Below are 24,365 nucleotides of genomic sequence, written 5' to 3' on the forward strand. Positions count from 1 at the left end.
CTACGGTGACCGGATGCGATCCCTCCGTGTTCTTCGTACGACGGCTCTGGTGACGGCCGCACCACTGATACTGGCCGTCGCGGGTCTGCTGCATCCGCGGCATCTGACGGCGGCGACGGCAGGTGACTGGGCGGGGCTGCACATCGCCCTGCTGCCGGTGTTCCCCCTTCTGGCGCTCGGCCTGATCGTCCCGTTGTGGGGCAGGCCCGGCCGGGATGCCGAGGGTGCCCTGACGGTGCTCGCCTGGTCCGGGTGCCTGGTCTATGCGGCGTACTACTCCGGGCTCGACGCGGTGGCGGGGATCTCCGCCGGCACCGTGGTGGATCACGGCATCCGCGGTGCGGCCGGGCGGCTGTTCGCGGTCGGCGGCGAGCTGGGCCGGACGGGGGTGTACGCGCTGGCGGTGGCCTGCCTCGCCACGTGCGCGGTGCTGTGGCGCCGGCACGGGGTACGGGTCCTGCCGGGGTCCGTGGTGCTCCTCGCCGCCTGCTGGTTCTTCGTCGACAGCCACATCTTCTGGCCGCGAGGCGTGTTCACCATGCTCGGCTTCGCCGTCGCCTTCACCCTGCTGACGGTGGCGACGTACCGGCCGGCGAAGGACACGGCACGGACCGAAACGCCTGCGAACCGCTGAAAGGCTTACGAACCGCTGACGTTCCCGAGCCGATCGGCCCGCGGGCGCATGGACGGCCCTACGGTCGGAGCATGTTGATCCTGGTCACCGGAGGTGCGGGCTTCATCGGCTCGCACGTCGTCACCGCCCTCGTCGGCGCCGGGCACGCGGTGCGCGTCCTCGACGCACTGCTGCCCGCCGCCCACCGCACCGCGCCGCAGATCCCTCCCGGGGTGGACTGGCGGCACGCGGACGTCCGCGACAGGGCGGCCGTCACCGACGCCTTGCGGGGCGTGGACGCCGTCTGCCATCAGGCCGCGATGGTGGGCCTCGGCAAGGACTTCGCCGACGCGCCCGACTACGTAGGCTGCAACGATCTCGGTACCGCGGTGCTGCTGGCGGGCATGGCGGAGGCCGGGGTGAGGCACCTGGCGCTGGCGAGTTCGATGGTGGTGTACGGCGAGGGACGCTACACATGCTCCCGGCACGGCGTGGTCCGGCCGGGGCCGCGCCTGGTGGCGGACCTGGAGGCGGGGCGCTTCGAACCACCGTGTCCGCACTGCGGTGAGCCGCTCACCGGCGGGCTGGTGGACGAGGACGCGCCCGCGGACCCGCGCAACGTGTACGCCGCCACGAAGCTCGCCCAGGAATACCTGGCCGCCGCGTGGGCGCGGGCGACGGGCGGCAGGGTGTCCGCCCTGCGCTACCACAACGTCTACGGCCCGGGCATGCCGCGCGACACGCCGTACGCCGGGGTCGCGTCCCTGTTCCGGTCCGCGCTGGCGCGCGGGGAGGTCCCGCGCGTGTTCGAGGACGGCGGGCAGCGGCGGGACTTCGTGCACGTCCGGGACGTGGCCGGGGCCAACCTCGCCGCGCTCGACGGCGTGCGGGGCCTCCCGGAGGGCGGGGTGCGGGCGTACAACGTCGGCAGCGGGGAGCCGCACACCGTGGGGGAGATGGCCACCGCGCTGGCCGCGGCGTACGGCGACCGGGTACCGGTCGTCACCGGGGAGTTCCGGCTCGGCGACGTCCGCCACATCACGGCCTCCTCGCGACGTCTCCGCGAGGAACTGGGGTGGAAGCCGCAAGTCACCTTCGCGGAAGGAATGGCGGAGTTCGCGGCGGCACCCCTACGAGCCGGATGAGCCCGGCCGGGCGCCGAGTCGCCCAAGGGGAGTGACCAAGGGACCGGCCGGGTTTCCTCCGGCCGGTCCGCTCCTTCCGGACGATCACGGATCGTTCCTGCCCCGACCTCAGACCGCTGCGGGCAGATGGACCTCGAACCGGCAGCCGCCCGGCACGTTGGACACGGCCGCGTGTCCTTGGTGGGCCTCGACGATGCCGCGCACGATGGCCAGGCCCAGTCCAGCTCCGGCGGGCGGGGTCCGGGCGTGGGTGCCGCGCCATCCGGTGTCGAAGACGCGGGGCAGGTCCTCGGGGGCAATGCCGCCGCAGCCGTCGGTCACCGCCAGCACGACACGGTCGGCCTCCCGGCGTGCGGAGATCGCTACGGTGCCGTCGGCCGGAGTGCGGCGGATGGCGTTGACGAGCAGGTTGACCAGGACACGGGACATCTCCCGACCGTCGACCTCGACGGGCACCTGCTCCACCCCGGCGCCCACCAGACGTACCCCGTGCTCCCTGGCCAGGGCGTCGGCACCGGCGATGGCGTCGCCGATCAGGTCGTAGACCGACATGCGGGTCGGGGTCAGGGCGAGGACGCCGGCCTGGATGCGTGACAGTTCGAAGAGGTCGCTGACCATCTCGCTCATCCGCCCGACCTCGGTGCGGATGCGGCTGTGGTAGACGTGCGGGTCGTCGACCATGCCGTCCTCCAGGGCCTCGGTCATCGCCTGGAGTCCGGCCAGCGGCGTGCGCAGGTCGTGGGAGATCCAGGCCACCAGCTCGCGGCGGGACGCTTCCAGCGCCTGCTCCCGCTCCCGGGAGGCGGCCAGTCTGGCGCTGGTCGTGGCCAGCTGACGGCTCAGCTGGGCGAGTTCGGCGGTGAGCGCGGTGGTGGGCGGGACGAAGTTGCCGTCGTCGCCGAGGGCACGGGTGGCCTCGGCGAGGGCCCGGCTTCCCCGGACGACACGGCGGCCCAGCAGCAGGGCGACGGCGAAGGAGGCGACGGCGGCCATGAGGCACACCATCGTGACCACCCACAGGTCGTGCTCCGAGAGGAGCATCGCCCAGGACACCAGCATCGTGCCGGCGAGCATCGCGGCGACCGTGACGGCCGCGACGACGGACAGGGACAGTGCGACCGACCGGTCGCGGAGCAGCCGCAGGGCCGCCGCACCGGTCAGCCCTGCGGCTGCCGCGCCGACGGCGGCGTAGAGGGCGATGAGAAGCGTGTCACCGACCATCGCCGGCTCCTCTCCCGTGGGTGACGTCCGACGAGGGAGGGTCGAAGCGGTATCCGACGCCCCAGACGGTGCTGATCAGATGAGGTTTGGCGGGGTCGTCCTCGACCTTCTCCCGCAGGCGCCGGACGTGGACCGTCACCGTCGACAGGTCGCCGAAGTCCCAGCCCCAGACCTGGCGCATGAGTTCCTCGCGGCTCGTTGCCCGGCCGGGGTTGCGGAGAAAGAACTCCAGTAGATCGAACTCCCTTGTCGTAAGGGCCAGTTCGGCGCCGCTGCGGGTGGCGCGTCGTGCGGTGGGATCCAGGGCGAGCGGGCCGCTGCGCAGCCAGGGCTCCGCGGGCTCGGTTCGCGTGGCGGCCAGGGTTCCGGCGCGGCGGAGTACGGACTCCACACGCAGCACCAGCTCGCGCGGGCTGAAGGGCTTGGTGACGTAGTCGTCCGCTCCGACCTCCAGGCCGAGAATGCGGTCCTCCTCGTCTCCCCGCGCGGTCAGCATGATCACCGGCAGCGGCCCTTGCTCGCGGATCCGGCGGCACACCTCCAGCCCGTCCATTCCGGGCAGCATCAGGTCCAGTACCACCAGGTCGGGTGGTCGGGAGGCTGCCGTTGACACGGCGGCGGGACCGTCGGCGGCGACGTCGACCGAGAAGCCCGCCCGGTGCAGGTACCCCGCGACGACCTCGGAGACGGTCGGATCGTCGTCCACGACAAGTACGCGTTTCACACGAGTGAGTCTCGCACCGGCGTTCCGCCCTCCTAGCGGGGCGGCGGCGGACGTCAGCGATCCGTAAGGATGTCACATCCCATATGTCCGCCTTGCATTCGTAGGCTCAGTGGGGTGATCGAGACAACACCTCCCTCCGTGGACGTCGTGCTGCCCTGCCTCGACGAGGCCGAAGCCCTGCCCTGGGTGCTGCACCGTATCCCGCCCGGCTGGCGCGCGATCGTGGTCGACAACGGCTCCACCGACGGATCCCCCGACATCGCCCGCGACCTCGGGGCGCATGTGGTCCACGAGCCGCGCCGCGGCTTCGGCGCCGCCTGCCACGCGGGGCTGACCGCCGCGACGGCCGACGTGGTCTGCTTCTGCGGCTGCGACGCCTCCCTCGACCCCCGCCTGCTGCCGGCTGTCGCCGGACCCGTCCTCGACGGCTCCATCGACCTGGCGCTGGGGCGACGCCGGCCCACCGCTCTCGGGGCCTGGCCCCTGCACGCTCGGCTCGCCAATCTCGAACTGGCACGGCTGATCCGCCGTCGTACCGGCCTGCGCCTGCGCGACCTGGGCCCGATGCGGGCGGCTCGCCGCGAAGCGCTGCTGGGCCTGGGCCTGAGCGATCGCCGCTCCGGCTACCCGCTGCAGATGGTGGTCCGGGCCGCCGACGCCGGCTGGCGCATTCAGGAGACGGACGTGCCGTACCACCCGCGTACGGGCCGTTCGAAGGTCACCGGTACCTGGCGGGGCACCTGGCAGGCGGTCCGTGACATGCGTGCCGTTCTCGCCGAGCAGCCGGCCGGTACCGGTCACACCTCAACCGGCCCGGACGTACCGATTGCAGGAGGCGCGCGGTGAACACCGTCACGGCAGCGGCCACACTGCTGATCATCGCCAAGGAACCGGTCCCCGGCCGCGTCAAGACCCGGCTCACGCCGCCCTACACGCCATACGAGGCGGCGGCCCTGGCCGAGGCCGCACTCACCGACACCCTCCACACCCTGCTCCGGGTCCCGGCCCGGCGCCGGGTGCTCGTCCTCGACGGAACGCCGGGCCCTTGGCTGCCGCCAGGTTTCGACATCGTCCCGCAGGTGTCAGGAGGGCTGGACGAGCGGATCGCGGGCGCCTTCGCCCTCTGCGACGACGGGCCGGCACTGCTGGTCGGCATGGACACCCCGCAGCTCACTGCCGGCCTGCTGGCCGATGTCGGCACGGACGGCCACGACGCCTGGTTCGGCCCGGCCGCCGACGGCGGCTTCTGGGCTCTCGGTCTCGCCGACCCCTCCCACGCCGGGGCTCTCGTCCGGGGCGTACCGATGTCCACCGACCACACCGGCGCGATCCAACGGCGCAGACTCGTCGAGGCCGGGCTGACGGTCCGCGACCTCCCACTGCTGCGGGACGTCGACACCGCGTCCGATGCCGCCTCGGTCGCCGGTCTGTGTCCACCCGGCTCGAACTTCGCCACCGTCCTGGACTCGCTCGCGGAGGTGACCCGGTGACCGGGTCGGCTGTCGGTACGGAATCCGTCGTCCAGCCGGCGGAACGAAGCGACACGGCGTCCCGGCCGCAGACGGGCGTTCAGCTGCCCGAGCGGCTCATCGTGCCCGCGCCTTGCGCCGACCGCTTCGTGACGTCCGTGGCGCCGGGCGAGCCCTGGACGGACGACCCTTACGCCCAGGCCCTGCGTGCCGGCCGGGGCCCGCTGTACCTGCGCAGCCTGGGGCCCCTCACCCCGGGGGAGGCCGAGCTGCTTCCACTGGAGGTGGAGCGCTGGTGCGCCGCCCCCGACGCCGCCGACACCGAAGTGCTGGGCCGTTGCACCGGCCCCGTCCTGGACGTCGGCTGCGGTCCGGGGCGGCTGGTGGCCGCCCTGGCCGCACGTGGTGTCACAGCCCTCGGTGTGGACGTCAGCCCGGCCGCCGTCGCCCGGACCCGGCGCCACGGCGGAGCCGCCCTACGGCGCTCCGTCTTCGACCGCCTGCCGAGAGAGGGCCGCTGGGGCACGGTCCTGCTGATGGACGGCAACGTCGGCATCGGGGGCGACCCGGCCGCCCTCCTCACCCGCCTGCGCGACCTCCTCCGCCCCGGTGGCCGCCTCCTGGCCGAGGCGGCGGGCGAAGACGTGGACCAGCGTCTCACCGTCCGAGTGGAGGACGCCCACGGCCGCCACGGCCTCCCCTTCCCCTGGGCTCGCGTCGGCACGACCGCCCTGCTGCGCGCGGCCGACTCCACCGGCTGGATCCTCACCGGCCGATGGAGCGTCGACAGGCGCTCCTTCCTGGAACTCCACCGCCCCACGTCGGAGCGCCAGGAGCCGGACGCGGCCCGGGACGGGCACGTCGCGCCGCCCGACCACACCCCCACAACTGGTGAGGGGCCACAGGTCAACGGCCCGTCCGAGCTCCATGGGCACAGGGTTCGGTGACGTACCGTCAGCCTGGTCGCGGTGCACGGACTCCGCGGCCGACTGCGGTGCCCAGAATTCGAGATCATCCCTGCGGGCTCGGCGTGGGGGGCTTGCGCAGCGCAGCAGTATTGACGGAGCGTCTGGAACCAGGGCCTTCGGATCGGTGGTGCCTTGCCGGTGTCACGCTTGCCGAGACGGGCCGACCTCGGATCCTCCGCACGCTGTAAGAGTTCCGCCCCGACCGGACATCACCCGGTGATCTACCCTGCGGACGGCTACACCACCGAGAAGGCGGCCTGCGCGGCCATCGGCTCCAGGCCCGTGACGGGTGGCTGACGCCGGCCGGGACAGCTGACGCAGGCCCGCCGCGAGCGGCCTGGGGTTCGCCACATCGCCGGGTCGGCCCTGCTCAGCGGCCGGGAGCTGCACCGACCGCGGAACCGGCTCGTGCCGCCCATGGCGCCGGGTTGCTGAGTCCTCGCGCCCTCCACCCGACGCGACTCAATCCGGTTCCGCCTCTGGCCGAGGCTCTTCCTTCGTCACTTCGGGCGATCGGCTGCCGCGGGCGTCGTGGCCGCAGTCGGTGGCCCGTCCGGGTTCTGCGGGCCGCACGTCCTCAGGACGATGGTCCCGGCCCGTCCTCACGAGGCGATCTCGACGGTCTTGGAGACGGTGACCTGGTCGATGTCCGAGACGCGGACGGTGGCCCGCATCATCCATGTTCCGGCGAGGGGGAGGTCGAGGGTGTCACTGCCCCAGTAGCCGCTCTGGTCGACGAGTTCGGCATCGAGCGGGCCGACGCGTTTGTCGGTCTGGGTGAAGGTGAGGCGTAGTTCGGGGATGGCGATGAGGCCGCCGTCGGCACCGAATACGACGGCCTCGACCACGTTCCGGCCGACCCGGCCCGGTTCCAGGGTGATCTGCACCCTGCCGCTCCCGGCCGGAGCGCCCGTGTCGAACGGGACCACGGTCAGGTTCACGTCCGGCTGTCCGGACACCGTGGAGGCTCGCGCCGCCTCGACTGTGGCCCGCCCCGGTTGGCTGCCCGTCAGCACGGTCGTGAGCGCGAGCACTGCCACACCGATGACGGCCTCCGCGAGCACGGACCTGCGCAGCCCGCGCCGGCCGCCCTCAGAGCCGATGCCGGCTGCTTCAGGCACGGCACCGGGGCCGTCCTTCGTCGGCGGGTCGGGAGGTGTGCCTTGGCCGCTGCCCGCGGTGACGAGCACGGGTTGTACCGGGGGCACGCGCAGTAGCCGCCCAGTCCAGCTCCGGGAGTACGACGCCGCCGTCAGCATGAGGATCACGGTCCCGGTCTTCAGCGCGAGCACCCTGCCGTAGGGGGTGGTGAACGCGTCCCAGGAACCGAGGCCGCGCCAGGACTGGTAGATGCCGGTGGCCGCCAGTACGCCCACGGCACCGAGGGCGAGCCGGGAGAAGCGACCGACGACGGCGGGCCGGAGCGGGACGGCGGCCGGTGCCCGGTACAGCGTGACCAGCAGTGCGGTCAGCCCGCCGAGCCAAACGGACATGGCCAGGAGGTGCAGTGCGGCGGACGTCATCGCGGCCGGCACCTGGATGCCCGTCGAGGCGTGCTCGGCCGCTGCCCAGGTCGTGGCCAGAGCGAGGGTGAGGGCGATGCCCACCGTGACCGTGCGCCGGTCGTGTCGCTCTTCGGACCTGCCGTGCCTCAGGAGCATGGCGACCAGCAGGAGTAGAGCGAGACGGACCAGCAGTGCGATGCCCGGTCGGCTGCCCACCGTGTCGCGCAGAAGTCGAGGGTCGAGCACACCAGCCGGTCCGTCTCCGCTCGCGTACGGACCGCGCATCAGCAGCAGCGCGGTCGTCGCCAGTGTCAGGGCCCACCAGCCGGCCAGGAACGGGCCGCGCAACGCCTGCGTGGCCCCGGCACCGGGACGGCAGACCTGCACGAACACGGCGGTGCCGATCAGCAGGGCCAGGCCCCCGTAGGCGACGTAGCGGCCGATGCCGTACAGCACGTCGATCGACGGGGCCACGGCAGGCTCGGCGGCGGATGCGGCGCGGGTCTGCGAAGGCGTGCCGACGGAGAAGGTGAAGGCACCGGAGACGGCGTGGCTGTCCTCGGAAAGCACCCGCCAGGAGACCGTGTACGTGCCCTGCTGCAGACCGTCGGTCAGGGGCACGCGCGCGGTGTCGGCCCTACCGTCCGCACGCACGGGGTCGCCGGCGGTCACCGGTCGGCTGTCAGGGTCGAGGACGCGCACCGAGTCCTCGGTGAGCGCGACGGACTCGCTGAAGGAGACCGTGACGTGTTCCGGCGCGGTCTTCAGCACCGTGCCCTCGCGCGGGTCGCTGCCGGTCAGCACCGCGTGAGCGGAGGCGGGTGCCACGCCGGCGAGGAGGGTACCGGCCAGCAGCACAACCACCACCAGCAGTGCCTTGCCCATGCGCTGTGTGTGTTGCGTCTGTTGTCGTTCCACTTCATGTCTCCGGAGCGGTTCTTGGATCTGGCGAGCGTGCTGCACGCCTGTGCAGGTGTCCGGCACCGTGTCGTTCGAGGGCGGGGTGTCTCCGGCCGCGGGGGCGGCACGCGAAGGCACCCCGTACCGGAGGACGCCCGACGCCTGACCAGCCACCAGGTGCCGCCCCCGGTACGACCGGCACGGCGATCAGGGAGCCGGTGAGCAGTTGGGTGGTTGAGGAGGCGTCCGTGTGACGGAGCTCCTTTCGGCAGGCGGGACGTCGGCGGTCGTCTTCGTGGATGAGCCTGGCGCTGGCGCCCCGCCGGGCTGGCGCCTGGGGACGGACCGTTGTGGGCGTGCGAGCCTCGCTGTGACCGCGACGGTCACTGGCGATTTCGGCGACGTACGTCGGACATTCGGGTACGCCATCCTGCGGGGCCGGGGTTCCGGCGGCGTTGGCGGCGGGTGGCGGGCAGCGCCGACGGCCGCCGTCCTGCCGAGCATCGACACACAGCCGTCGACGGCCCTCAGCCGGATGGCGGAGCCGTGATGTGGGGTGTGTCTGCGGGCCATGCGGAGGGAGCCTGCTCCGACTGCTGTGAGACGGTGTCGTCCTCTCCGTCGTGTGGGTCGCCGGGGGCCGCCAGCTGGGAGCAGAGACCGAGGGCGAGAGTGATCGCGGTGGCCGTTCCCAGTGCACGGACGATGCGGCGGCACTTTGCTAGGCCGTCCAGCTCCCGCCAGGGCGAGCGGGGGCGGGGCTCGGTGGGCTGCCACAGCTCACCGACGGCTCCCGTCCCGTCGAGCGAGGCGGGCCTTTGCCGGAGAGGGCTTGTAGGACGCCTTCGTGTATGTCCTCCCCCCTGGGGACGGGAGGGCGGGCTGGCCGTCCGAGACGCCGTCCCACGTTCCGCGGCGGAGAGCTCCTTGGGCGCGGTTTCCCGTATCGCGTGTTCGCTGTCGGTCAGGAATCTGTGCCAGACCTCATCCGCGGCGGGTGGTCTGAGGCCATCGCCGTCCGGTGTCTGGTCTCCGTCCGGCATGCGAGCGGTCACGCCGCACCTTCCGTTCCCCACTTCTGGCCGGCGACCCCGTTGCGCGCCGGACTCCTGGCAGGAGCTGACGCCCCGTGGTCTCCTGTGGTCTGCCACGGCCTTGGGGGCCGTGTTGAGCGCGGACCGGTTGGCGGGGCCTCCGGCGACCGACGCGTCGATGTTCACCTCGGTATTCCGCCGTCGTCACTCCCGGGCGTCCGGCGGTCCGCCGCCGGGCGGGCCCCATCTGATGATTGCACAGTGCAAAGCGGGAGCGCCAGCAGGGGGACCGTCGTGAAGCGCCGACGGCGATCTGGGGGCCCGTGGTGGTCGTCATACCGACGTCAGGGTTATTACGAGAACCTGACACGGAGGCTGAACCCCTTCAGGCGCAGGCGCCTCATCGGTGACTCTGGTTCAACCCGCCACTGTTCGAGGGTGGCAGACGGGTTCGAGGAGTGAGTTATGAGCAGGCACACCTGGCGCAGGTCCCCGTTACAGGTCCGGCTGACAGTCGCCGGAGCCGTGGCCCTGGCCACGGCGGCGGCCGCGGTGACGGTGACCGTGGCCTCGGCGGGGGAGACCACCCGCCGGTACCCGGGTTCCGGGCAGGTCGGCGCCGACCACGCGGTGTTCGTGCAGGGCAACGAACTCGACGGCAACACCATCCACGTCTTCAAGCGGGGGGACGACGGCACGCTGACCGCAGCGGGCCGCTACGCCACAGGCGGCAGGGGCGGCGACCAGATCGACGCACCGACCGACTCCCTCGCCTCGCAGGGCTCGCTCGTCTACGACGACCGGTCGGGGCGGCTGCTGGCGGTCAACGCCGGAAGCGGTACGGTGACCTCGTTCCTGGTCCAGGGGCAGAAGCTGACGGATAGGCAGACAGTGGCCTCCGGGGGCGACTTCCCGGCGTCGATCACGGTCTCCGGCCGGCTGGCGTACGTCATGAACGCGGGTGGGGAGGGGAGCGTCCAGGGCTTCCGGATCACCTCCGACGGGCTGCAGCCCGTGCGCGGTTCGCAGCGCTCCCTGGGACTGGACAACGAGGAGGTGCCGCTGTTCAGCAGTTCGCCGGGACAGGTCGCGTTCACCCCGGGCGGTCGCGCGCTCGTCGTCACCACCAAGTCCGCGAACACCGTCGAGGTCTTCCCCATGGGACGCGACGGGCGCCCCGCGCAGGAACCGGTCGTCAACGAGTCCGCAGGCGGAGTGCCTTTCGCGATCACCTTCGACCGGGGCGGCCGGATGCTGGTGGCCGAGGCGGAGAAGTCGACGGTCAGCACCTACAAGGTGCGTCGCGACGGCACCCTGAAGGTCGTTCAGGGCCCGCTGGCCAACGGGCAGGAGACCCTGTGCTGGCTGGAGCGCGCCGGTGACTTCTTCTACGGGGGCAATACCGGCAACTCCACGGTCAGCGGCTATCGCATGGACAAGCGCGGGCGTCTGACGCTCACGAACGACGTGGGGGTGGCCACGCCCCCGTCGGCCCGGTCCCAGGGCGTCATCGACCTGGCCGTCACCGAGGACGAGAAGTTCCTGTATGTGCAGAACGCCGTCTCCGGTACGGTCGACGGCTTCCGTGTGGGCAGGAACGGCTCGCTCACGAAGGTCACGACCGCCACAGGACTGCCCGCCTTCGCCGAATCCGGAATGGAGGGCATCGTCGCGGTGTGACGGGAAAACGGTCACCGCGGTGCGGCGCCCCGGAGTTGACCCAGGGCGCCAGGCCGCTCCGGCCAGATCACAGCGCGTCGTTGAAACCTTCTTTCAGAGGGCCGGAACGGAGGGCCGGGTGAGGACCACCGTTCGCCGGGAATCCAGGAATGCGGTTGAAGCAGCCCGTGATCGTCACTCCCGGCCAAGCCGAGGGGATGGCGGACGGGCTGCTCAGCGCAGATGCTGTTCGGCCGCGTGGATCCGTACGAACGGGATGGCTCTGCCCGCCTCTCGGAACGATGCCGTGGTGCCGTCCACGGTCAGACCCATGAAGGCGCACAGTCGGAGGGCGGTCCGTGGATGTCGCGCCGCGAACTGGACCATGGTCTCTGCCCCTTCTTCCGGGGTGAGGAATTGTGCGTCGACCGCGTAGTGGCGATTCCCTATCTGGACGACGGTCTGCGGTCGGCTGCGCAGGTTGCGGTACCAGTCCGCCGTTGGACCGAAGCCGGATGCAACCGTCCAACTGCCACCTGCCGGATCGCGCGCCACCACCTCCAGAACCACATGGCGGTCGGCTCCGGTGACGCGGCCGATGTGGTGAAGCAGCAGGAACCGTCCGCCGAAGAGGGGCCCCAATCCCGCACGGAACAACAGGATCGGCAGCCGCAGGGCGAAGCGTCTCCATCCGGAGGGGAGTCGGGGGCGGTGCGGGGCGTCGCCTTCCGGTCGCCGCATTGGGTCTCCATGAGCCGGTGGAATGTCGGATCTCGGCATCGATTGGGTAAAGGGCCGGAGCGAGAGCCGTGCCGTCGCAGCAATCCTTGCATAGTCTAAGTGTTGAGGAGGGGTGTCTGCGCAGGGCGGCTCTCCAGTGCCGCGACACCGCTGGAGAGCGCCATGACCATGAAAGAGCCACCGTCCCACGGCACGCTGCTGTCCTGCATGCCGGTCGCGGTGATGGCCGTGGTGACAGGGGTGGACGTCGTGGCGGGGCCCGGGGTGGGACTGCTCCCGCTGGTCTCCCTCGGGCCGGCCTTCTCCGGGCTGGTCGGGGGGTGGCGGCGTACCGCCGTCATCGGTGTGGTGGCGCTGCTGCTGTGCGTGGGACTCGGCCTGTACAACGGCCTGTTCGAGGAGAGCCGGGGCTTCGCGGCCCTGGGGTCGGTGGCCGGGGTCACCGGGGTGGGTATCGCCGCCGCCGTGATGCGCTCGCGCCGGGAAACGGAGTTGGCCGGTGTCCGCTCGATCGCCGAGGTCGCCCAGCGGGTCCTGCTGCGACCTGTGCCGCTGACGGCGGGCCCGCTGCGGGTGGCGGTGTCGTACACCTCCGCCGTGGCCGAGGCGCGGATCGGGGGCGATCTGTACGAGGTGGTCGCCTCGCCGCACGGCGTGCGGGTGATCGTCGGTGATGTGCAGGGCAAGGGGCTGGCCGCCGTCGAGACGGCCGCCGTGGTGCTCGGTGCCTTCCGGGAGGCAGCGCACGACGAACCCGACCTGGTGGGGCTCGGCGAGCGGCTGGAGCGGAGTGTCGCCCGGGAACTGGAGGGGGAGAAGTTCGTCACGGCGATCCTTGCCGAGTTCGGCTCCGATCACGAAGTGGTGTTCGTCAACTACGGTCACCCGGATCCGATGCGGGTGCGCCGGGACGGCACCGCCGACTTCCCGCAGCCTCCTTCCTATGCTCTGCCGCTCGGGTTGGGCGCTCCCGGGAGCGACGGCCCGAAACCATACCCGGTGTCCTTCGCACCCGGTGAGCAGTTACTTCTGTACACCGACGGCGTCACCGAGGCACGCGACGATCAGGGAGCCTTCTATCCGCTCGCCGACCGGGCGCATCTGCTGAAAGACCCTGACCCGCACAGTGCGTTGATCGCGCTGCGTGAGGACGTGGTGCGGCATGCCGCTGGTCCGCCGCACGACGACGCCGCCATGCTTCTGCTGCGCTACCACGGTCATGGAATGGGAAAATCTGCTCCTGCCGATTGAGCACGCGGGTGCCTCAGCGCGTAGAAAGGGGGGCATGGCGGAACGTAGGACCCCTTCAAGGGGCATGGACGATGTCGACGCGGTCACCCGTGCGGTGCTGACCGCGTCACGGCTGTTGGTGGCGGTGTCGGCCAGATCCCTGGCCGAGGTCGAGGAGCGGGTGACGCTGCCACAGTTCCGCATGCTGGTGGTGCTGTCGACTCGCGGCGCCACCAAGCTCGTCGTGCTCGCGGACCTGCTCCAGGTCGCGCCGTCCACCGCTATGCGCATGGTCGACAGACTGATCGCTGCCGGGCTCGCCGACCGCCGGATCAACCCGGACAATCGCCGCGAGACCATGCTCCAGCTGACGGACGAGGGGCGGCGAACGGTCGCTGACGTCACCGCCCGGCGTCGCACGGAGATCGCCACGATCGTCGAACGGCTCGCGCCGGACCAGCGGACGGCGCTCGTGGACGCGCTCACCGCGTTCAACGAGGCGGGCATGGAGCCGCTGGCCCCGGTGACGGACGACCCGGAGCTGTATCCCCTGGGCTGGGTGGACGCGACGGTGGGGTACGGCGCCTGAGGGCATGCCCCGGGCACGCGGCCGTTGCCGTCGTGCGCGCTGGTCGGCCGATCCGACCTGCCCGCTGACCGGTATCGCGCTAGTCAGGGAAGCCGTGATGGGCGGGTAGGGGGCGAGGGCTCTTGATCTGCGCGCCGTATCGGGGCAGCCGCGGCACGCGACAGCGAACGACTTGTAGGCGGGGCGGTCCGCAATGCGTCAGGGACCGCGGGCCGGAGGGCGGATGATGTCCCCCATGTGCCGAGGTTCTACATCGTCGCTCTGGCCTGGTGCGCTGGTCGTCGGTGCGGTAGCGGTCGTGCGCCCCTCCCGAGGGTGCTCCTTTCATGCGGCGGCCCGGACCCGGCCTCGTCCCGCCCTCGCTTGAGGACGAGGGCGGCGTGGCGGTCGGTGGTCGCGTCACTCGGACGAGGGTGAGGGCTTGGGAGTCGGGCCTGCCGTCGGGGCGGCGGTCTGCACATCCAGATCCGGGCGCGGGGTCAGGACGACCATGGGGGCACCCTGTTGGGGCACCGGCGGGGTGACCTGTTCGCTGGGGAGCTTCGGCGGGTTGGTCTGCTGGTAGTTGACCTGTTCGTGGTTGACCAGTCCGGTCTTCTCCAGCACGGTGATGTGGTCGAGCACGGTGTCGTTGGCCAGGTCCGCCAACTGACGCACCAGGGTATTGCGGGTGCTGGCCCTGATCTTGGCGATGGCCGGGAAGATCTGACCGTGCGTGACACGCATGATCTGGACCGCGGTCGAGTCGAACTCCTTGCCCTTGGCCGCGTCCACAGTCGCCACGAACTGCTGCTGTTGCGGGCTCGCCTGGTTGTTGAGCGTGATGTTCAGCTCGGGGGCGATCTTCCGGCACATCTCGTCGAGGCCGGCGTGGCCGACGACCAGATGCTCGCCGGCCTCCTTCATCTCCGGCGTCGTACCGCGCTCCATGGCCATTTCACCAAGGGGGTACTCCCAGAGTCCTGCGGAGCGTACCTTGATGACGAAGTCACGGTCGGCTTCTGTGAGCGGCCCGTAGGGGGTGTTGGCGATGATCCGCTCTGTTCCCGTGGCCGTCTTCTCGACTCCCAGTATTGCTGGGTAGGCGAGCGCAGCGACGGTCAACAGCAGACCGCCGCTGACGAAGATCGTTCCGATGTTCCAAGCGCGGGGCATGGCAGCTCCTGGCAGCGGGTGGCCGCACCCGCGGATCCGATGCTTGGCACCGGATCCGCCGTACGGATGGGTCGCCAGGGGGTACGGATGGAACAGGCGAATGAATCATTGCGCTGGGTAAATTTTGCAGTGTGATTGAAACGGTATCTCGGGTGCTGGGGCGCTCATCGCCCTGACCTGGGGGAAAGGTGGAGGGTCGGTGCCTCCGTCACTTGAACTCCGACGCCCATGAGGGGGCGTCATGGGCGCCGACGGCCACGGCCTCACACCGGCTTGCAGGTGCGGATGTGTCGTCGGCACCGGGTCTTGGGAGGGGTGAGCGCGTGCAGCGCGGCCCGCGGACTTTCGGCCGCCGCCTGTGGAGACCTGATCTGCGGTGCCGACTCCATTCATTGGTGCCGCGAGGTGTCGCGCGCAAGGTCCAGCCGGGCGCGGCCGGAGATGTCAGGAGAGACGTCGGCGATCAGGTGGAACCGGGCCACGGGCGTCCAGAGCCTCGCGGAGGACGGGCGGACCGGCTCTTTCTGCAGCAGCCCGCATAGCGGCACTGAGTTCGGCGACCTGTACCTCGATGCCTGCCACGGACAGTGCCTGTCGGATACCCAGCAGCGTGTACAGGCTTGCGGAATCGCAGAAGGTGATACCGGACAGGTTCAGTACCAGTAGGTCGCCAGGTGAACGGGCGGCAAGTGCAGCCAGGTACTCGCGCAAGCTGGTGGAGGTATCGATGTCGAGCTCCCCTGCGAGATGTAGCTCCAGTACGGGAGGGGATTGACCACCGGCAATGGGCTGGATCGATAGCCTTGAGATCCCGACCTCCAGCAGATCCTCCCCGTGGTGAGTCGGAACGCCACTACTCACCGGCTTGGCCGCTGTTGGCTCGTCCTCGGGGTTGGACTGGGGCGGTGTCATCGCGCGTCTCCCGGCTGGAGCGGTCTCCGTACGCCGACCAGACTTCCCGGCACTCCAGGCGGGCTGCCCCTCCACCTGGTCAATCTTTGCATAAGACAAATAAATGCGCCAGTGGAGCTCAGGTCCTCCCGCGGGCGTGGGATCCCTTTGCCCTCAGCAACTCCTGCAGGGGCCATGCAGGTCCCGCGGCCCGCCTCGACCAGGTCTTCGTCCCGTTCCGGCGCGGCGATTCGACCGGCCATGGGATGCGGGCTGTTGCGGCGTTCACGGATGACGCTCACGCAGCGTGGCTGCGAACTCCTCCTTTCGGGTCTGCGAGGGGGCTCGGCTGTGGACGATCCGCCGGAGACGCGCTTGCGAGGCCACGGCCTACCGTCTCCTGAGGGACTGTCCCAGGGCCCGGGCAGCGGATGCGACGGAATCTGCCCACGGCGCGCTCGACGCCGTGATGGTGGACCGGCTTGACCGGGTGTCCTGCTGATGGCCACGGACTCCTCACTACTGGCACCCGCGATCGTCGTCGTCGCCCTGGTGTTCAGAACGGCACTCGGCGAAGTCCGGCACCGAGGAACCGCCCGCGAACAATGGGCGCTTACCACCGACCGTCGCACTGTGGCAGCCGGAGCGAAACGGCAGCGGCCATGTCCTGCTCGGCTGGCAACAGGCGGGCCCAGCGCTTGCCGCCTGGGCATTGCTCATCGGGGTGCTCACTGTCGCCGTTCCTTGAACCGTGGTTCTGGATCACTTTCCGTGCTGGAGCCACGGAGGGTTACCACGACCGCGATCATGGACGGCCGTGGGTGATGTGTTCCTCCAGGGCCTGTGGTTCCACAAGGCCGAAGGCGTTGTGATCGAAAAGGCAGTAGTGGATGGCGAGTTGGTGCTCGTGCGGGCCCGTGCGTCGGCAGAGCAGGCCGCGTGTCATGCCTGCGGGACGACGTCGGGCCGGGTGCACAGCCGATACGTACGCCGCCTCACCGACACCGCGGTCGCCGGGCGTCCTGTGGTGATCGAGTTACAGGTCCGGCGGTTCCGCTGCCGTGAACGCGCCTGCACGCAGGCCACGTTCGCAGAGCAGGTCGAAGGGCTGACCTTCCGGTACGGGAGGCGAAGCACCGGGCTGCAGACGGTGCTGCAACGGGTGGCCGTGATGCTGGCGGGCCGGGCCGGCGCCCGCCTGGCGGACACACTCGCGGTCCGGGCGAGCCGGTCGACTCTCCTGCGGCTGATACGCCGCCTCCCGGAGCCCGAGGTGCACACGCCGCGGGTGCTCGGAGTGGACGAGTTCGCCCTGCGCAAGGGACACAATTACGGCACGATCCTGGTGGACATCGACACCCGCCGCCCGGTTGATCTGCTGCCCGACCGCACCACGGCCACGGTGTCCGCCTGGCTCGCCGACCACCCCGGCGTCGAGGTGATCTGCCGTGACCGGTCGACCGCATACGCCGAGGCCGGACGGCTCGGCGCCCCGGACGCGGTCCACGTCGCGGACCGGTGGCACATCTGGAAAAACCTCGTCGAGGCCGTCGAGAAGACGGTCATCCAGCACCGCGCCCTGCTGCGCGAGCCAGAGGAGACCAGCCCGGTCCGCACCAACACACCCGTGAACACCACGGGGTTCCCGCCGCGTCCCTCAGGCGAACCGCGACACTCCGGCCGCCTGTCGGACCGGGTCCGCGAACAGCACACAGCCGTCCACGCCCTGCTCGACGACGGGCTCGGCCTCCGGCCGATCGCTCGCCGGCTCGGCCTGGCCCGCAACACCGTGCGCCGCCTGGCCCGCGCGGCCACCGCGGACGAACTGCTGGTAGGACAGTGGACCGGCCGCAGCAGCATCCTCGATCCCTACAAGCCTTATCTGCATCAGCGGTGGGCCGAGGGCTGCACCGTCGCCCGCCGTCTGTTCGAGGAACTGCGTGAGCGCGGCTACCCCGGCGGCGAGAGCGTCGTGAAGAGGTACGTGCAGCAGCTCCGTGAAGCGTTCCCGCACGACGATCCGCCCCGCAAGCACCCGTCCGTGCGAGACGTGACCAGCTGGATCACCCGCCGCCCCGACCGCCTCGACAGCGACCAGGTCCAGCGGCTCAAGGCGATCCTCGCCCGCTGCCCCGAACTCGGCCGCACCGCCGAACACGTACGTTCCTTCGCCGAGTTGATGAACAACCGCCAAGGAAAGCAGCTGGACCAATGGATCGAGTGTGTCCAGGCCGATGACCTGCCCGCCCTGCATGCCTTCGTCACCGGCCTCGGCCAGGACCTCGACGCCGTCGTCGCCGGGCTCAGCCTGCCCTACAGCTCTGGCGCAGTCGAAGGCCATAACAACAAGATCAAGATGCTCAAGCGGCAGATGTTCGGCCGCGCCAACTTCGACCTGCTCCGCAAACGCGTCCTCCTCGCGGCGTGAGGCCGTCCATGATCGCGGTCGTGGTAACCCTCCGTGGCTCCAGCACGGAAAGTGATCCAGAACCTGAACCGTGACCCCCTATCGGTCGATGAAAAGTGACCCCTTCCGTGATCAAGTGATCAGTCTGGCTCCATGGGAGTCAGGTGGAAGAGGTGATCGGTGTGGAGGACTGGGCTGAGATCCGGCGGCTCCACCGTGCGGAGGGCATGTCGATCAAGGGGATCGCGCGGCATCTGGGGATCGCCCGGAACACCGTGCGACGGGCTGTGGCCAGCGACGATCCGCCGAAGTACCGGCGGGCGCCGAGGGGCTCGATCGTGGACGCGGTGGAGCCGGCGATCCGCGAACTGCTGGCGGAGTACCCGCGGATGCCCGCCACGGTGATCGCCGAGCGGATCGGCTGGGAACGGTCGTTGTCGGTGCTGAAGCGGCGGGTGCGGGAACTGCGGCCGGTCTACCTTCCGGCGGATCCGGTCTCCCGGACGGCGTATCAGCCCGGCGAGCTGGCCCAGTGTGACCTGTGGTTCCCTCCGGTGGACATCCCGCTGGGCTTCGGGCAGACCGGCCGCCCGCCGGTGCTGGTGATCGTGTCCGGGTACTCGCGGGTGATCACCGCGCGGATGCTGCCGTCGAGGCAGGCCGCCGATCTCGTGAGCGGGCACTGGGACCTGCTGTCCGGCTGGAGCGCGGTGCCGAGGGCGCTGGTCTGGGACAACGAGGCGGCCATCGGACGCCGCCGCGAGGGGCGGGTCGTGCTCGGTCATGAGTTCGCCGCCCTGGCCGGGCTGCTGGCCTGCAAGGTGATCCTGTGCCGGCCCCGCGACCCGGAGGCCAAGGGTCTGGTCGAGCGGGCCAACGGTTATCTGGAGACGTCGTTCCTGCCCGGCAGGGTGTTCACTTCCCCGGCCGACTTCAACACGCAGCTGAACGCGTGGCTTGAGGTCGCCAACCGGCGGGTGCACCGCACCCTGGATGCCCGTCCGGTGGAGCGGTGGGAGGCTGACCGGGCCGCGATGCTGCCGCTGCCGCCGACCGCGCCGCCGCGCTGGTGGCAGACCTCGGTACGGATCGGCCGGGACCACTACATCCGCCTGGACACCTGCGACTACTCCGTCCACCCGGCCGCGATCGGACGGATCGTGCGGATCGAGGCGGACACCGAAACGGTGCGGGCTCATCTGGACGGTCGGCTGGTCGCCGAGCACGCGCGCTGCTGGGCCCGCCACCAGACGCTCACCGACCCGGACCACGCCGATGCCGCCACGGCGATGCGCAGCCAGTACCGCCAGGCCGTGGCCGGTGCCGCGGCGGTGGAGGTCGCACAGCCGGATCTGCCGGCCTACGACCGCGTGTTCCAGCTGATCGAAGGCGGCGGAGGACAGGAGTGACGTCATGGCCACCCGCACCACCACGTCCCGGGACGTCGCCGCCGAACTGGCCTTTCTCAGCCGTGCGTTGAAGGCACCGGCCCTGCTGGATGCTGCCGACCGGCTCGCCGAACGCGCCAGGGCCGAGTCCTGGACACATCAGGAGTATCTGGCCGCCTGCCTGCAGCGCGAGGTGGCTGCCCGCGAGGCCCACGGCGGCGAAGGCCGCATCCGCGCGGCCCGTTTCCCCGCCCGCAAGACCTTGGAGGAGTTCGACTTCGCTCACCTGCGCGGGCTGAAACGGGAGGCGGTGGCACATCTGGGCACCCTGGACTTCATCACCGGCAAGGAGAACGTGGTCTTCCTCGGGCCGCCCGGCACCGGCAAGACCCACCTGGCCATCGCCCTGGGCATACGCGCCTGCCAGGCCGGACACCGCGTCGCGTTCGCCACCGCCTCGCAGTGGGTCGACCGCCTGGCCGCCGCCCACGCCACCGGCAAGCTCCAGGAGGAGCTCCTCCGGCTGGCGCGCGTCCCGGTTCTGGTGATCGATGAGGTCGGCTACATCCCGTTCGAACCGGAAGCAGCGAACCTGTTCTTCCAGCTGATCTCGGGTCGCTACGAACGCGCCTCCGTGATCGTGACCAGCAACAAGCCGTTCGGACGCTGGGGAGAGGTCTTCGGGGACGACACCGTCGCCGCCGCCATGATCGACCGTCTCGTCCATCACGCCGATGTGCTCTCCTTGAAGGGAGACTCCTACCGGCTCAAAGACCGTGACATCGGCCGCACACCGAGCGCGGCAACCGGGTGAACAACTACACACGGGGTCAAAACTCACCGACCCCAAAGGGGTCCAGGTTCAGGTTCTGGATCACTTTCCGTGCTGGAGCCACGGAGGGTTACCACGACCGCGATCATGGACGGCCTCACGCCGCGAGGAGGACGCGTTTGCGGAGCAGGTCGAAGTTGGCGCGGCCGAACATCTGCCGCTTGAGCATCTTGATCTTGTTGTTATGGCCTTCGACTGCGCCAGAGCTGTAGGGCAGGCTGAGCCCGGCGACGACGGCGTCGAGGTCCTGGCCGAGGCCGGTGACGAAGGCATGCAGGGCGGGCAGGTCATCGGCCTGGACACACTCGATCCATTGGTCCAGCTGCTTTCCTTGGCGGTTGTTCATCAACTCGGCGAAGGAACGTACGTGTTCGGCGGTGCGGCCGAGTTCGGGGCAGCGGGCGAGGATCGCCTTGAGCCGCTGGACCTGGTCGCTGTCGAGGCGGTCGGGGCGGCGGGTGATCCAGCTGGTCACGTCTCGCACGGACGGGTGCTTGCGGGGCGGATCGTCGTGCGGGAACGCTTCACGGAGCTGCTGCACGTACCTCTTCACGACGCTCTCGCCGCCGGGGTAGCCGCGCTCACGCAGTTCCTCGAACAGACGGCGGGCGACGGTGCAGCCCTCGGCCCACCGCTGATGCAGATAAGGCTTGTAGGGATCGAGGATGCTGCTGCGGCCGGTCCACTGTCCTACCAGCAGTTCGTCCGCGGTGGCCGCGCGGGCCAGGCGGCGCACGGTGTTGCGGGCCAGGCCGAGCCGGCGAGCGATCGGCCGGAGGCCGAGCCCGTCGTCGAGCAGGGCGTGGACGGCTGTGTGCTGTTCGCGGACCCGGTCCGACAGGCGGCCGGAGTGTCGCGGTTCGCCTGAGGGACGCGGCGGGAACCCCGTGGTGTTCACGGGTGTGTTGGTGCGGACCGGGCTGGTCTCCTCTGGCTCGCGCAGCAGGGCGCGGTGCTGGATGACCGTCTTCTCGACGGCCTCGACGAGGTTTTTCCAGATGTGCCACCGGTCCGCGACGTGGACCGCGTCCGGGGCGCCGAGCCGTCCGGCCTCGGCGTATGCGGTCGACCGGTCACGGCAGATCACCTCGACGCCGGGGTGGTCGGCGAGCCAGGCGGACACCGTGGCCGTGGTGCGGTCGGGCAGCAGATCAACCGGGCGGCGGGTGTCGATGTCCACCAGGATCGTGCCGTAATTGTGTCCCTTGCGCAGGGCGAACTCGTCCACTCCGAGCACCCGCGGCGTGTGCACCTCGGGCTCCGGGAGGCGGCGTATCAGCCGCAGGAGAGTCGACCGGCTCGCCCGGACCGCGAGTGTGTCCGCCAGGCGGGCGCCGGCCCGGCCCGCCAGCATCACGGCCACCCGTTGCAGCACCGTCTGCAGCCCGGTGCTTCGCCTCCCGTACCGGAAGGTCAGCCCTTCGACCTGCTCTGCGAACGTGGCCTGCGTGCAGGCGCGTTCACGGCAGCGGAACCGCCGGACCTGTAACTCGATCACCACAGGACGCCCGGCGACCGCGGTGTCGGTGAGGCGGCGTACGTATCGGCTGTGCACCCGGCCCGACGTCGTCCCGCAGGCATGACACGCGGCCTGCTCTGCCGACGCACGGGCCCGCACGAGCACCAACTCGCCATCCACTACTGCCTTTTCGATCACAACGCCTTCGGCCTTGTGGAACCACAGGCCCTGGAGGAACACATCACCCACGGCCGTCCATGATCGCGGTCGTGGTAACCCTCCGTGGCTCCAGCACGGAAAGTGATCCAGAACCCAGGTTCAGAGACCGCCGACAGCTCACCGCATACCTCGGTCATCGAGCCAGGCGCCGACCATGATCGCTCGCTATCGGAGAGCAGGACGGGGCCATCCTGGCCGCCATCGGCGTAGCGCCGACGCACGTCCCGTCCAGATCGCTGCCAGCCCTTGCCGGCCGCTCAGCGCCGACCACGTCGCTTTCCCGGGCGCCACCTACCGACTCAGACATAGCCGTACTCAACGTGAGTCCTCCCCTCCATGATCTGGCACTGGACCGGCCTTGTCTTCTTCTCCCTCACCGTGCTTCCGGCCGGACTGGCCATGGTCAGCGGCCCGATACCCCGCCGGCTGTGGCACCGGTTCGCGCCCATGGGCTCGTGCGGTTTGGCTCTGCTCGCGCTCTACGCTGCGGCCCCCTCAACGCCGTCCTCCGCCTGACCGAGGTGCCGCCTGTGATCACTCTGATGGCCACGGCAACCGCGGGTATCGCCGCAGCAGGCTGCACGTACACGGGTCTTGCCCTGTGCTGCGAAGAGGCCACCTCGTGACCGGTCGGCGGCGCCTGTGCCGCGGCGCCCTGTCGCTCACCTCTTGTGGAAAATGATCGCCGTCGCCCTGTGGCTCGTGGGTACGGTGTTCGACCGGCCAGCCATGCTCCGGCAGTGTGCTGCTTCGTCCGCGTTCCCGGTCGTGGTCGGCGAGGCCGGCGACTGGTTCCGGTGACGCCTGAGGTTTCACCGGCTGACCAGGGGCCAACGGCCCCAGCACGGCACCCCTGACGCGGACCCTCCGGCCATGCACCCATGACCACGCCGCCGGCCTCGGTGGACGACAGAACAGCCATGAGCAGGTTTCCCTGCCGGGGCTGTGAGGTGCAAGCTGGAAGAGAGACCGCCTGGCCGTCCTGGGAGCAGGCTCGGCACAGCGGCTCCGCCACTCCGAGTGGGCTCCTTCCGGCCCGGCAGGAGGGAAGCGAGATGACAGAGCAAGTCAGCACCGGTACACGTTGGCGCCTGGCCGGTGATTGGTTCGATGTGTGCAAGTGCGCCATACCGTGCCCCTGTACGTTTGCACAGCCCCCGACCTACGGCGACTGCGAAGGGGTGCTGGTCTGGCACATCCGGGAAGGCGGCTTCGGCGACGTGCGGCTCGACGATCTCAACGTCCTGATGCTCGGCTCCTTCACCGGTAACCCCTGGGCCGGCACCCACACCGACCCGTACGCCGCGATTTTCCTTGACGAACGGGCCGACGAGCGGCAGCGCAGTGCACTCGGGGCCATCTTCGGCGGTGAGGCCGGCGGATGGCCTGCGCAGTTCGGGGCGATGTTCCACCCCGAGATGCGCGGCATGGACGTCGCCCCCGTCCACGTCGAGATAGACGAGGATCTCGCCACCTGGCGGGCCGAGGTTCCCGGCAAGGTCACGGCCACCGCCGAGGCGCTCACGGGTCCGACGACGCCGGATGGCGCACGCGTCCAGGTCCACAACGCCCCGGGCGCCGAGGTCGGGCCCGGCCAGGTCGCCACCTGGGGACGGGCCACCGCCGACCGCGCCGACGCATTCGGCTTCTCCTGGGAACGCACGGGGAAGTCGAGCAAACACTTCCCGTTCGACTGGAGCGGTCCCGACTAGATTCCGACTGGGCTCGAGTTTGGAGGGGAGCCGTTGCCCGCGGAGCGCCCGTGCCTGCTCAGTGAGCCACCCATTGTCCGCGGCGTGGCCGGCTACCGGCGACGCCAGAATCATGCGGGCAAAATCGTGGCATCGGCATTGTCGGGCATTCAGTCCCATCCCGGCGACGGCGAACTCGACCGGCGTCCCGTCGGAGAAGGGGACCGGTCATGTCGTGGGCGATATCTGGCACCTGCGGCCGGATGGGTGCTGGCCTTGCTGACGAGGGTGGGACGGTACTCTCTTGCCAGCCGCTCACCGACCCGACGGCGGCTCGATGAGGATCAAGAACGCCCATGTTCGGATGCGCCCGAATCCGAAGTCGGCACGGCCGTCGGCCGGTCCAGCGCCCTCGAGCTGAGCTACGAGGCGTCGTACGGTGAGATCGCCACGTACGTGTTCGGCCACGTACGTGTTCGGCAGTGAGGAGACCGAAAAGAGGTCGGCAGCGGCGGGTCTGAGCGA

The 24,365-nt window shown here is 70.4% G+C and carries 21 protein-coding genes; 14 read left to right on the top strand and 7 right to left on the bottom strand.

Features of this window, described 5'->3' with window-relative positions; all coding sequences use genetic code 11:
• Positions 1-13: 13 nt before the first annotated feature.
• Both P8T65_RS41825 and P8T65_RS41830 read left to right on the top strand, forming a co-directional pair.
• Entirely contained in the window at positions 14-634 is a 621-nt protein-coding gene (locus tag P8T65_RS41825) for a hypothetical protein (RefSeq protein WP_316730670.1), read from the top strand.
• A 71-nt stretch (positions 635-705) separates the two neighbouring features.
• The gene (locus P8T65_RS41830; protein ID WP_316730671.1) at positions 706-1,758 is read left to right on the top strand and encodes an NAD-dependent epimerase/dehydratase family protein; all 1,053 of its coding nucleotides are present in this window, start codon (positions 706-708) and stop codon (positions 1,756-1,758) included.
• 108 nt (positions 1,759-1,866) lie between these two features.
• Here the strand turns inward: P8T65_RS41830 and P8T65_RS41835 are convergent, their stop codons facing one another.
• Positions 1,867-2,979 carry a HAMP domain-containing sensor histidine kinase gene (locus tag P8T65_RS41835; protein WP_316730672.1) on the bottom strand — a complete coding sequence of 371 codons (1,113 nt, stop codon included), beginning with the start codon at positions 2,977-2,979 and terminating at the stop codon, positions 1,867-1,869.
• Positions 2,969-3,703, bottom strand: a complete 735-nt coding sequence (locus P8T65_RS41840; protein WP_316730673.1) for a response regulator transcription factor — start codon at positions 3,701-3,703, stop codon at positions 2,969-2,971. Before P8T65_RS41840 ends, P8T65_RS41835 begins: the two co-directional genes overlap by 11 nt.
• A 69-nt stretch (positions 3,704-3,772) precedes the next feature.
• Here P8T65_RS41840 and P8T65_RS41845 point away from each other — a divergent pair, with 69 nt between their 5' ends.
• From P8T65_RS41845 to P8T65_RS41855, 3 genes are read left to right on the top strand one after another with little or no spacing between them, the layout of a single operon-like run.
• The gene (locus P8T65_RS41845) at positions 3,773-4,549 is read left to right on the top strand and encodes a glycosyltransferase family 2 protein (protein ID WP_399102385.1); all 777 of its coding nucleotides are present in this window, start codon (positions 3,773-3,775) and stop codon (positions 4,547-4,549) included.
• Positions 4,546-5,193 (top strand): DUF2064 domain-containing protein, encoded by a 648-nt coding sequence (locus P8T65_RS41850; RefSeq protein WP_316730676.1) that lies wholly within the window; start codon positions 4,546-4,548, stop codon positions 5,191-5,193. The genes P8T65_RS41845 and P8T65_RS41850 overlap by 4 nt, the downstream gene beginning before the upstream one ends.
• Positions 5,190-6,119, top strand: coding sequence for a class I SAM-dependent methyltransferase (locus P8T65_RS41855; RefSeq protein WP_399102389.1), 930 nt, complete (start codon positions 5,190-5,192; stop codon positions 6,117-6,119). The genes P8T65_RS41850 and P8T65_RS41855 overlap by 4 nt, the downstream gene beginning before the upstream one ends.
• Positions 6,120-6,742: 623 nt before the next feature.
• On the opposite strand, the gene P8T65_RS41860 is transcribed toward P8T65_RS41855, so the two are convergent.
• Positions 6,743-8,530, bottom strand: a complete 1,788-nt coding sequence (locus P8T65_RS41860; RefSeq protein ID WP_316730677.1) for a copper resistance protein CopC — start codon at positions 8,528-8,530, stop codon at positions 6,743-6,745.
• Positions 8,531-10,044: 1,514 nt separating this feature from the next.
• On the opposite strand from P8T65_RS41860, the gene P8T65_RS41865 reads away from it, so the two are divergent.
• Positions 10,045-11,259 (top strand): beta-propeller fold lactonase family protein, encoded by a 1,215-nt coding sequence (locus P8T65_RS41865; RefSeq protein ID WP_316730678.1) that lies wholly within the window; start codon positions 10,045-10,047, stop codon positions 11,257-11,259.
• Positions 11,260-11,472: 213 nt separating this feature from the next.
• Here P8T65_RS41865 and P8T65_RS41870 read toward each other — a convergent pair whose 3' ends face one another.
• Positions 11,473-11,979 carry a nitroreductase family deazaflavin-dependent oxidoreductase gene (locus tag P8T65_RS41870; RefSeq protein WP_316730680.1) on the bottom strand — a complete coding sequence of 169 codons (507 nt, stop codon included), beginning with the start codon at positions 11,977-11,979 and terminating at the stop codon, positions 11,473-11,475.
• Between the two features lie 162 nt (positions 11,980-12,141).
• On the opposite strand from P8T65_RS41870, the gene P8T65_RS41875 reads away from it, so the two are divergent.
• Both P8T65_RS41875 and P8T65_RS41880 read left to right on the top strand, forming a co-directional pair.
• Entirely contained in the window at positions 12,142-13,230 is a 1,089-nt protein-coding gene (locus P8T65_RS41875; RefSeq protein ID WP_316730681.1) for a PP2C family protein-serine/threonine phosphatase, read from the top strand.
• A gap of 34 nt (positions 13,231-13,264) precedes the next feature.
• Positions 13,265-13,798: a MarR family transcriptional regulator gene (locus P8T65_RS41880; protein ID WP_316730682.1), complete on the top strand. Its 534-nt coding sequence runs from the start codon at positions 13,265-13,267 to the stop codon at positions 13,796-13,798.
• Positions 13,799-14,197: 399 nt separating this feature from the next.
• Here the strand turns inward: P8T65_RS41880 and P8T65_RS41885 are convergent, their stop codons facing one another.
• Positions 14,198-14,953: a DUF4142 domain-containing protein gene (locus P8T65_RS41885; RefSeq protein WP_316730683.1), complete on the bottom strand. Its 756-nt coding sequence runs from the start codon at positions 14,951-14,953 to the stop codon at positions 14,198-14,200.
• A gap of 444 nt (positions 14,954-15,397) precedes the next feature.
• Positions 15,398-15,865, bottom strand: a complete 468-nt coding sequence (locus P8T65_RS41890) for an STAS domain-containing protein (protein ID WP_316730684.1) — start codon at positions 15,863-15,865, stop codon at positions 15,398-15,400.
• Between the two features lie 796 nt (positions 15,866-16,661).
• Between P8T65_RS41890 and P8T65_RS41895 the strand changes: the two genes are divergently transcribed.
• The 3 genes from P8T65_RS41895 to istB all read left to right on the top strand — a co-directional run bounded on the left by P8T65_RS41895 (position 16,662) and on the right by istB (position 20,453).
• Positions 16,662-18,272 (top strand): ISL3 family transposase, encoded by a 1,611-nt coding sequence (locus P8T65_RS41895; protein WP_316727264.1) that lies wholly within the window; start codon positions 16,662-16,664, stop codon positions 18,270-18,272.
• Between the two features lie 152 nt (positions 18,273-18,424).
• Positions 18,425-19,660, top strand: a complete 1,236-nt coding sequence (istA, locus tag P8T65_RS41900; RefSeq protein WP_237313453.1) for an IS21 family transposase — start codon at positions 18,425-18,427, stop codon at positions 19,658-19,660.
• A gap of 4 nt (positions 19,661-19,664) precedes the next feature.
• Positions 19,665-20,453 carry an IS21-like element helper ATPase IstB gene (gene istB, locus P8T65_RS41905; RefSeq protein WP_316730685.1) on the top strand — a complete coding sequence of 263 codons (789 nt, stop codon included), beginning with the start codon at positions 19,665-19,667 and terminating at the stop codon, positions 20,451-20,453.
• 115 nt (positions 20,454-20,568) lie between these two features.
• Here the strand turns inward: istB and P8T65_RS41910 are convergent, their stop codons facing one another.
• On the bottom strand, positions 20,569-22,179 hold the full coding sequence (locus P8T65_RS41910) for an ISL3 family transposase (RefSeq protein WP_316727264.1): 1,611 nt from the start codon (positions 22,177-22,179) through the stop codon (positions 20,569-20,571).
• Between the two features lie 306 nt (positions 22,180-22,485).
• Here P8T65_RS41910 and P8T65_RS41915 point away from each other — a divergent pair, with 306 nt between their 5' ends.
• The 3 genes from P8T65_RS41915 (at position 22,486) to P8T65_RS41925 (ending at position 24,326) form a co-directional block, all read left to right on the top strand.
• Entirely contained in the window at positions 22,486-22,665 is a 180-nt protein-coding gene (locus tag P8T65_RS41915; protein ID WP_316730687.1) for a hypothetical protein, read from the top strand.
• A 539-nt stretch (positions 22,666-23,204) separates the two neighbouring features.
• Complete coding sequence (locus tag P8T65_RS41920; protein WP_316730688.1) at positions 23,205-23,861, top strand: DUF1326 domain-containing protein; 657 nt, start codon at positions 23,205-23,207, stop codon at positions 23,859-23,861.
• Between the two features lie 84 nt (positions 23,862-23,945).
• Entirely contained in the window at positions 23,946-24,326 is a 381-nt protein-coding gene (locus tag P8T65_RS41925; RefSeq protein ID WP_316730690.1) for a hypothetical protein, read from the top strand.
• The last annotated feature ends 39 nt before the right edge of the window (positions 24,327-24,365 follow it).

The sequence above is a fragment of the Streptomyces sp. 11x1 genome (assembly GCF_032598905.1).
Taxonomy (GTDB): Bacteria; Actinomycetota; Actinomycetes; order Streptomycetales; family Streptomycetaceae; genus Streptomyces.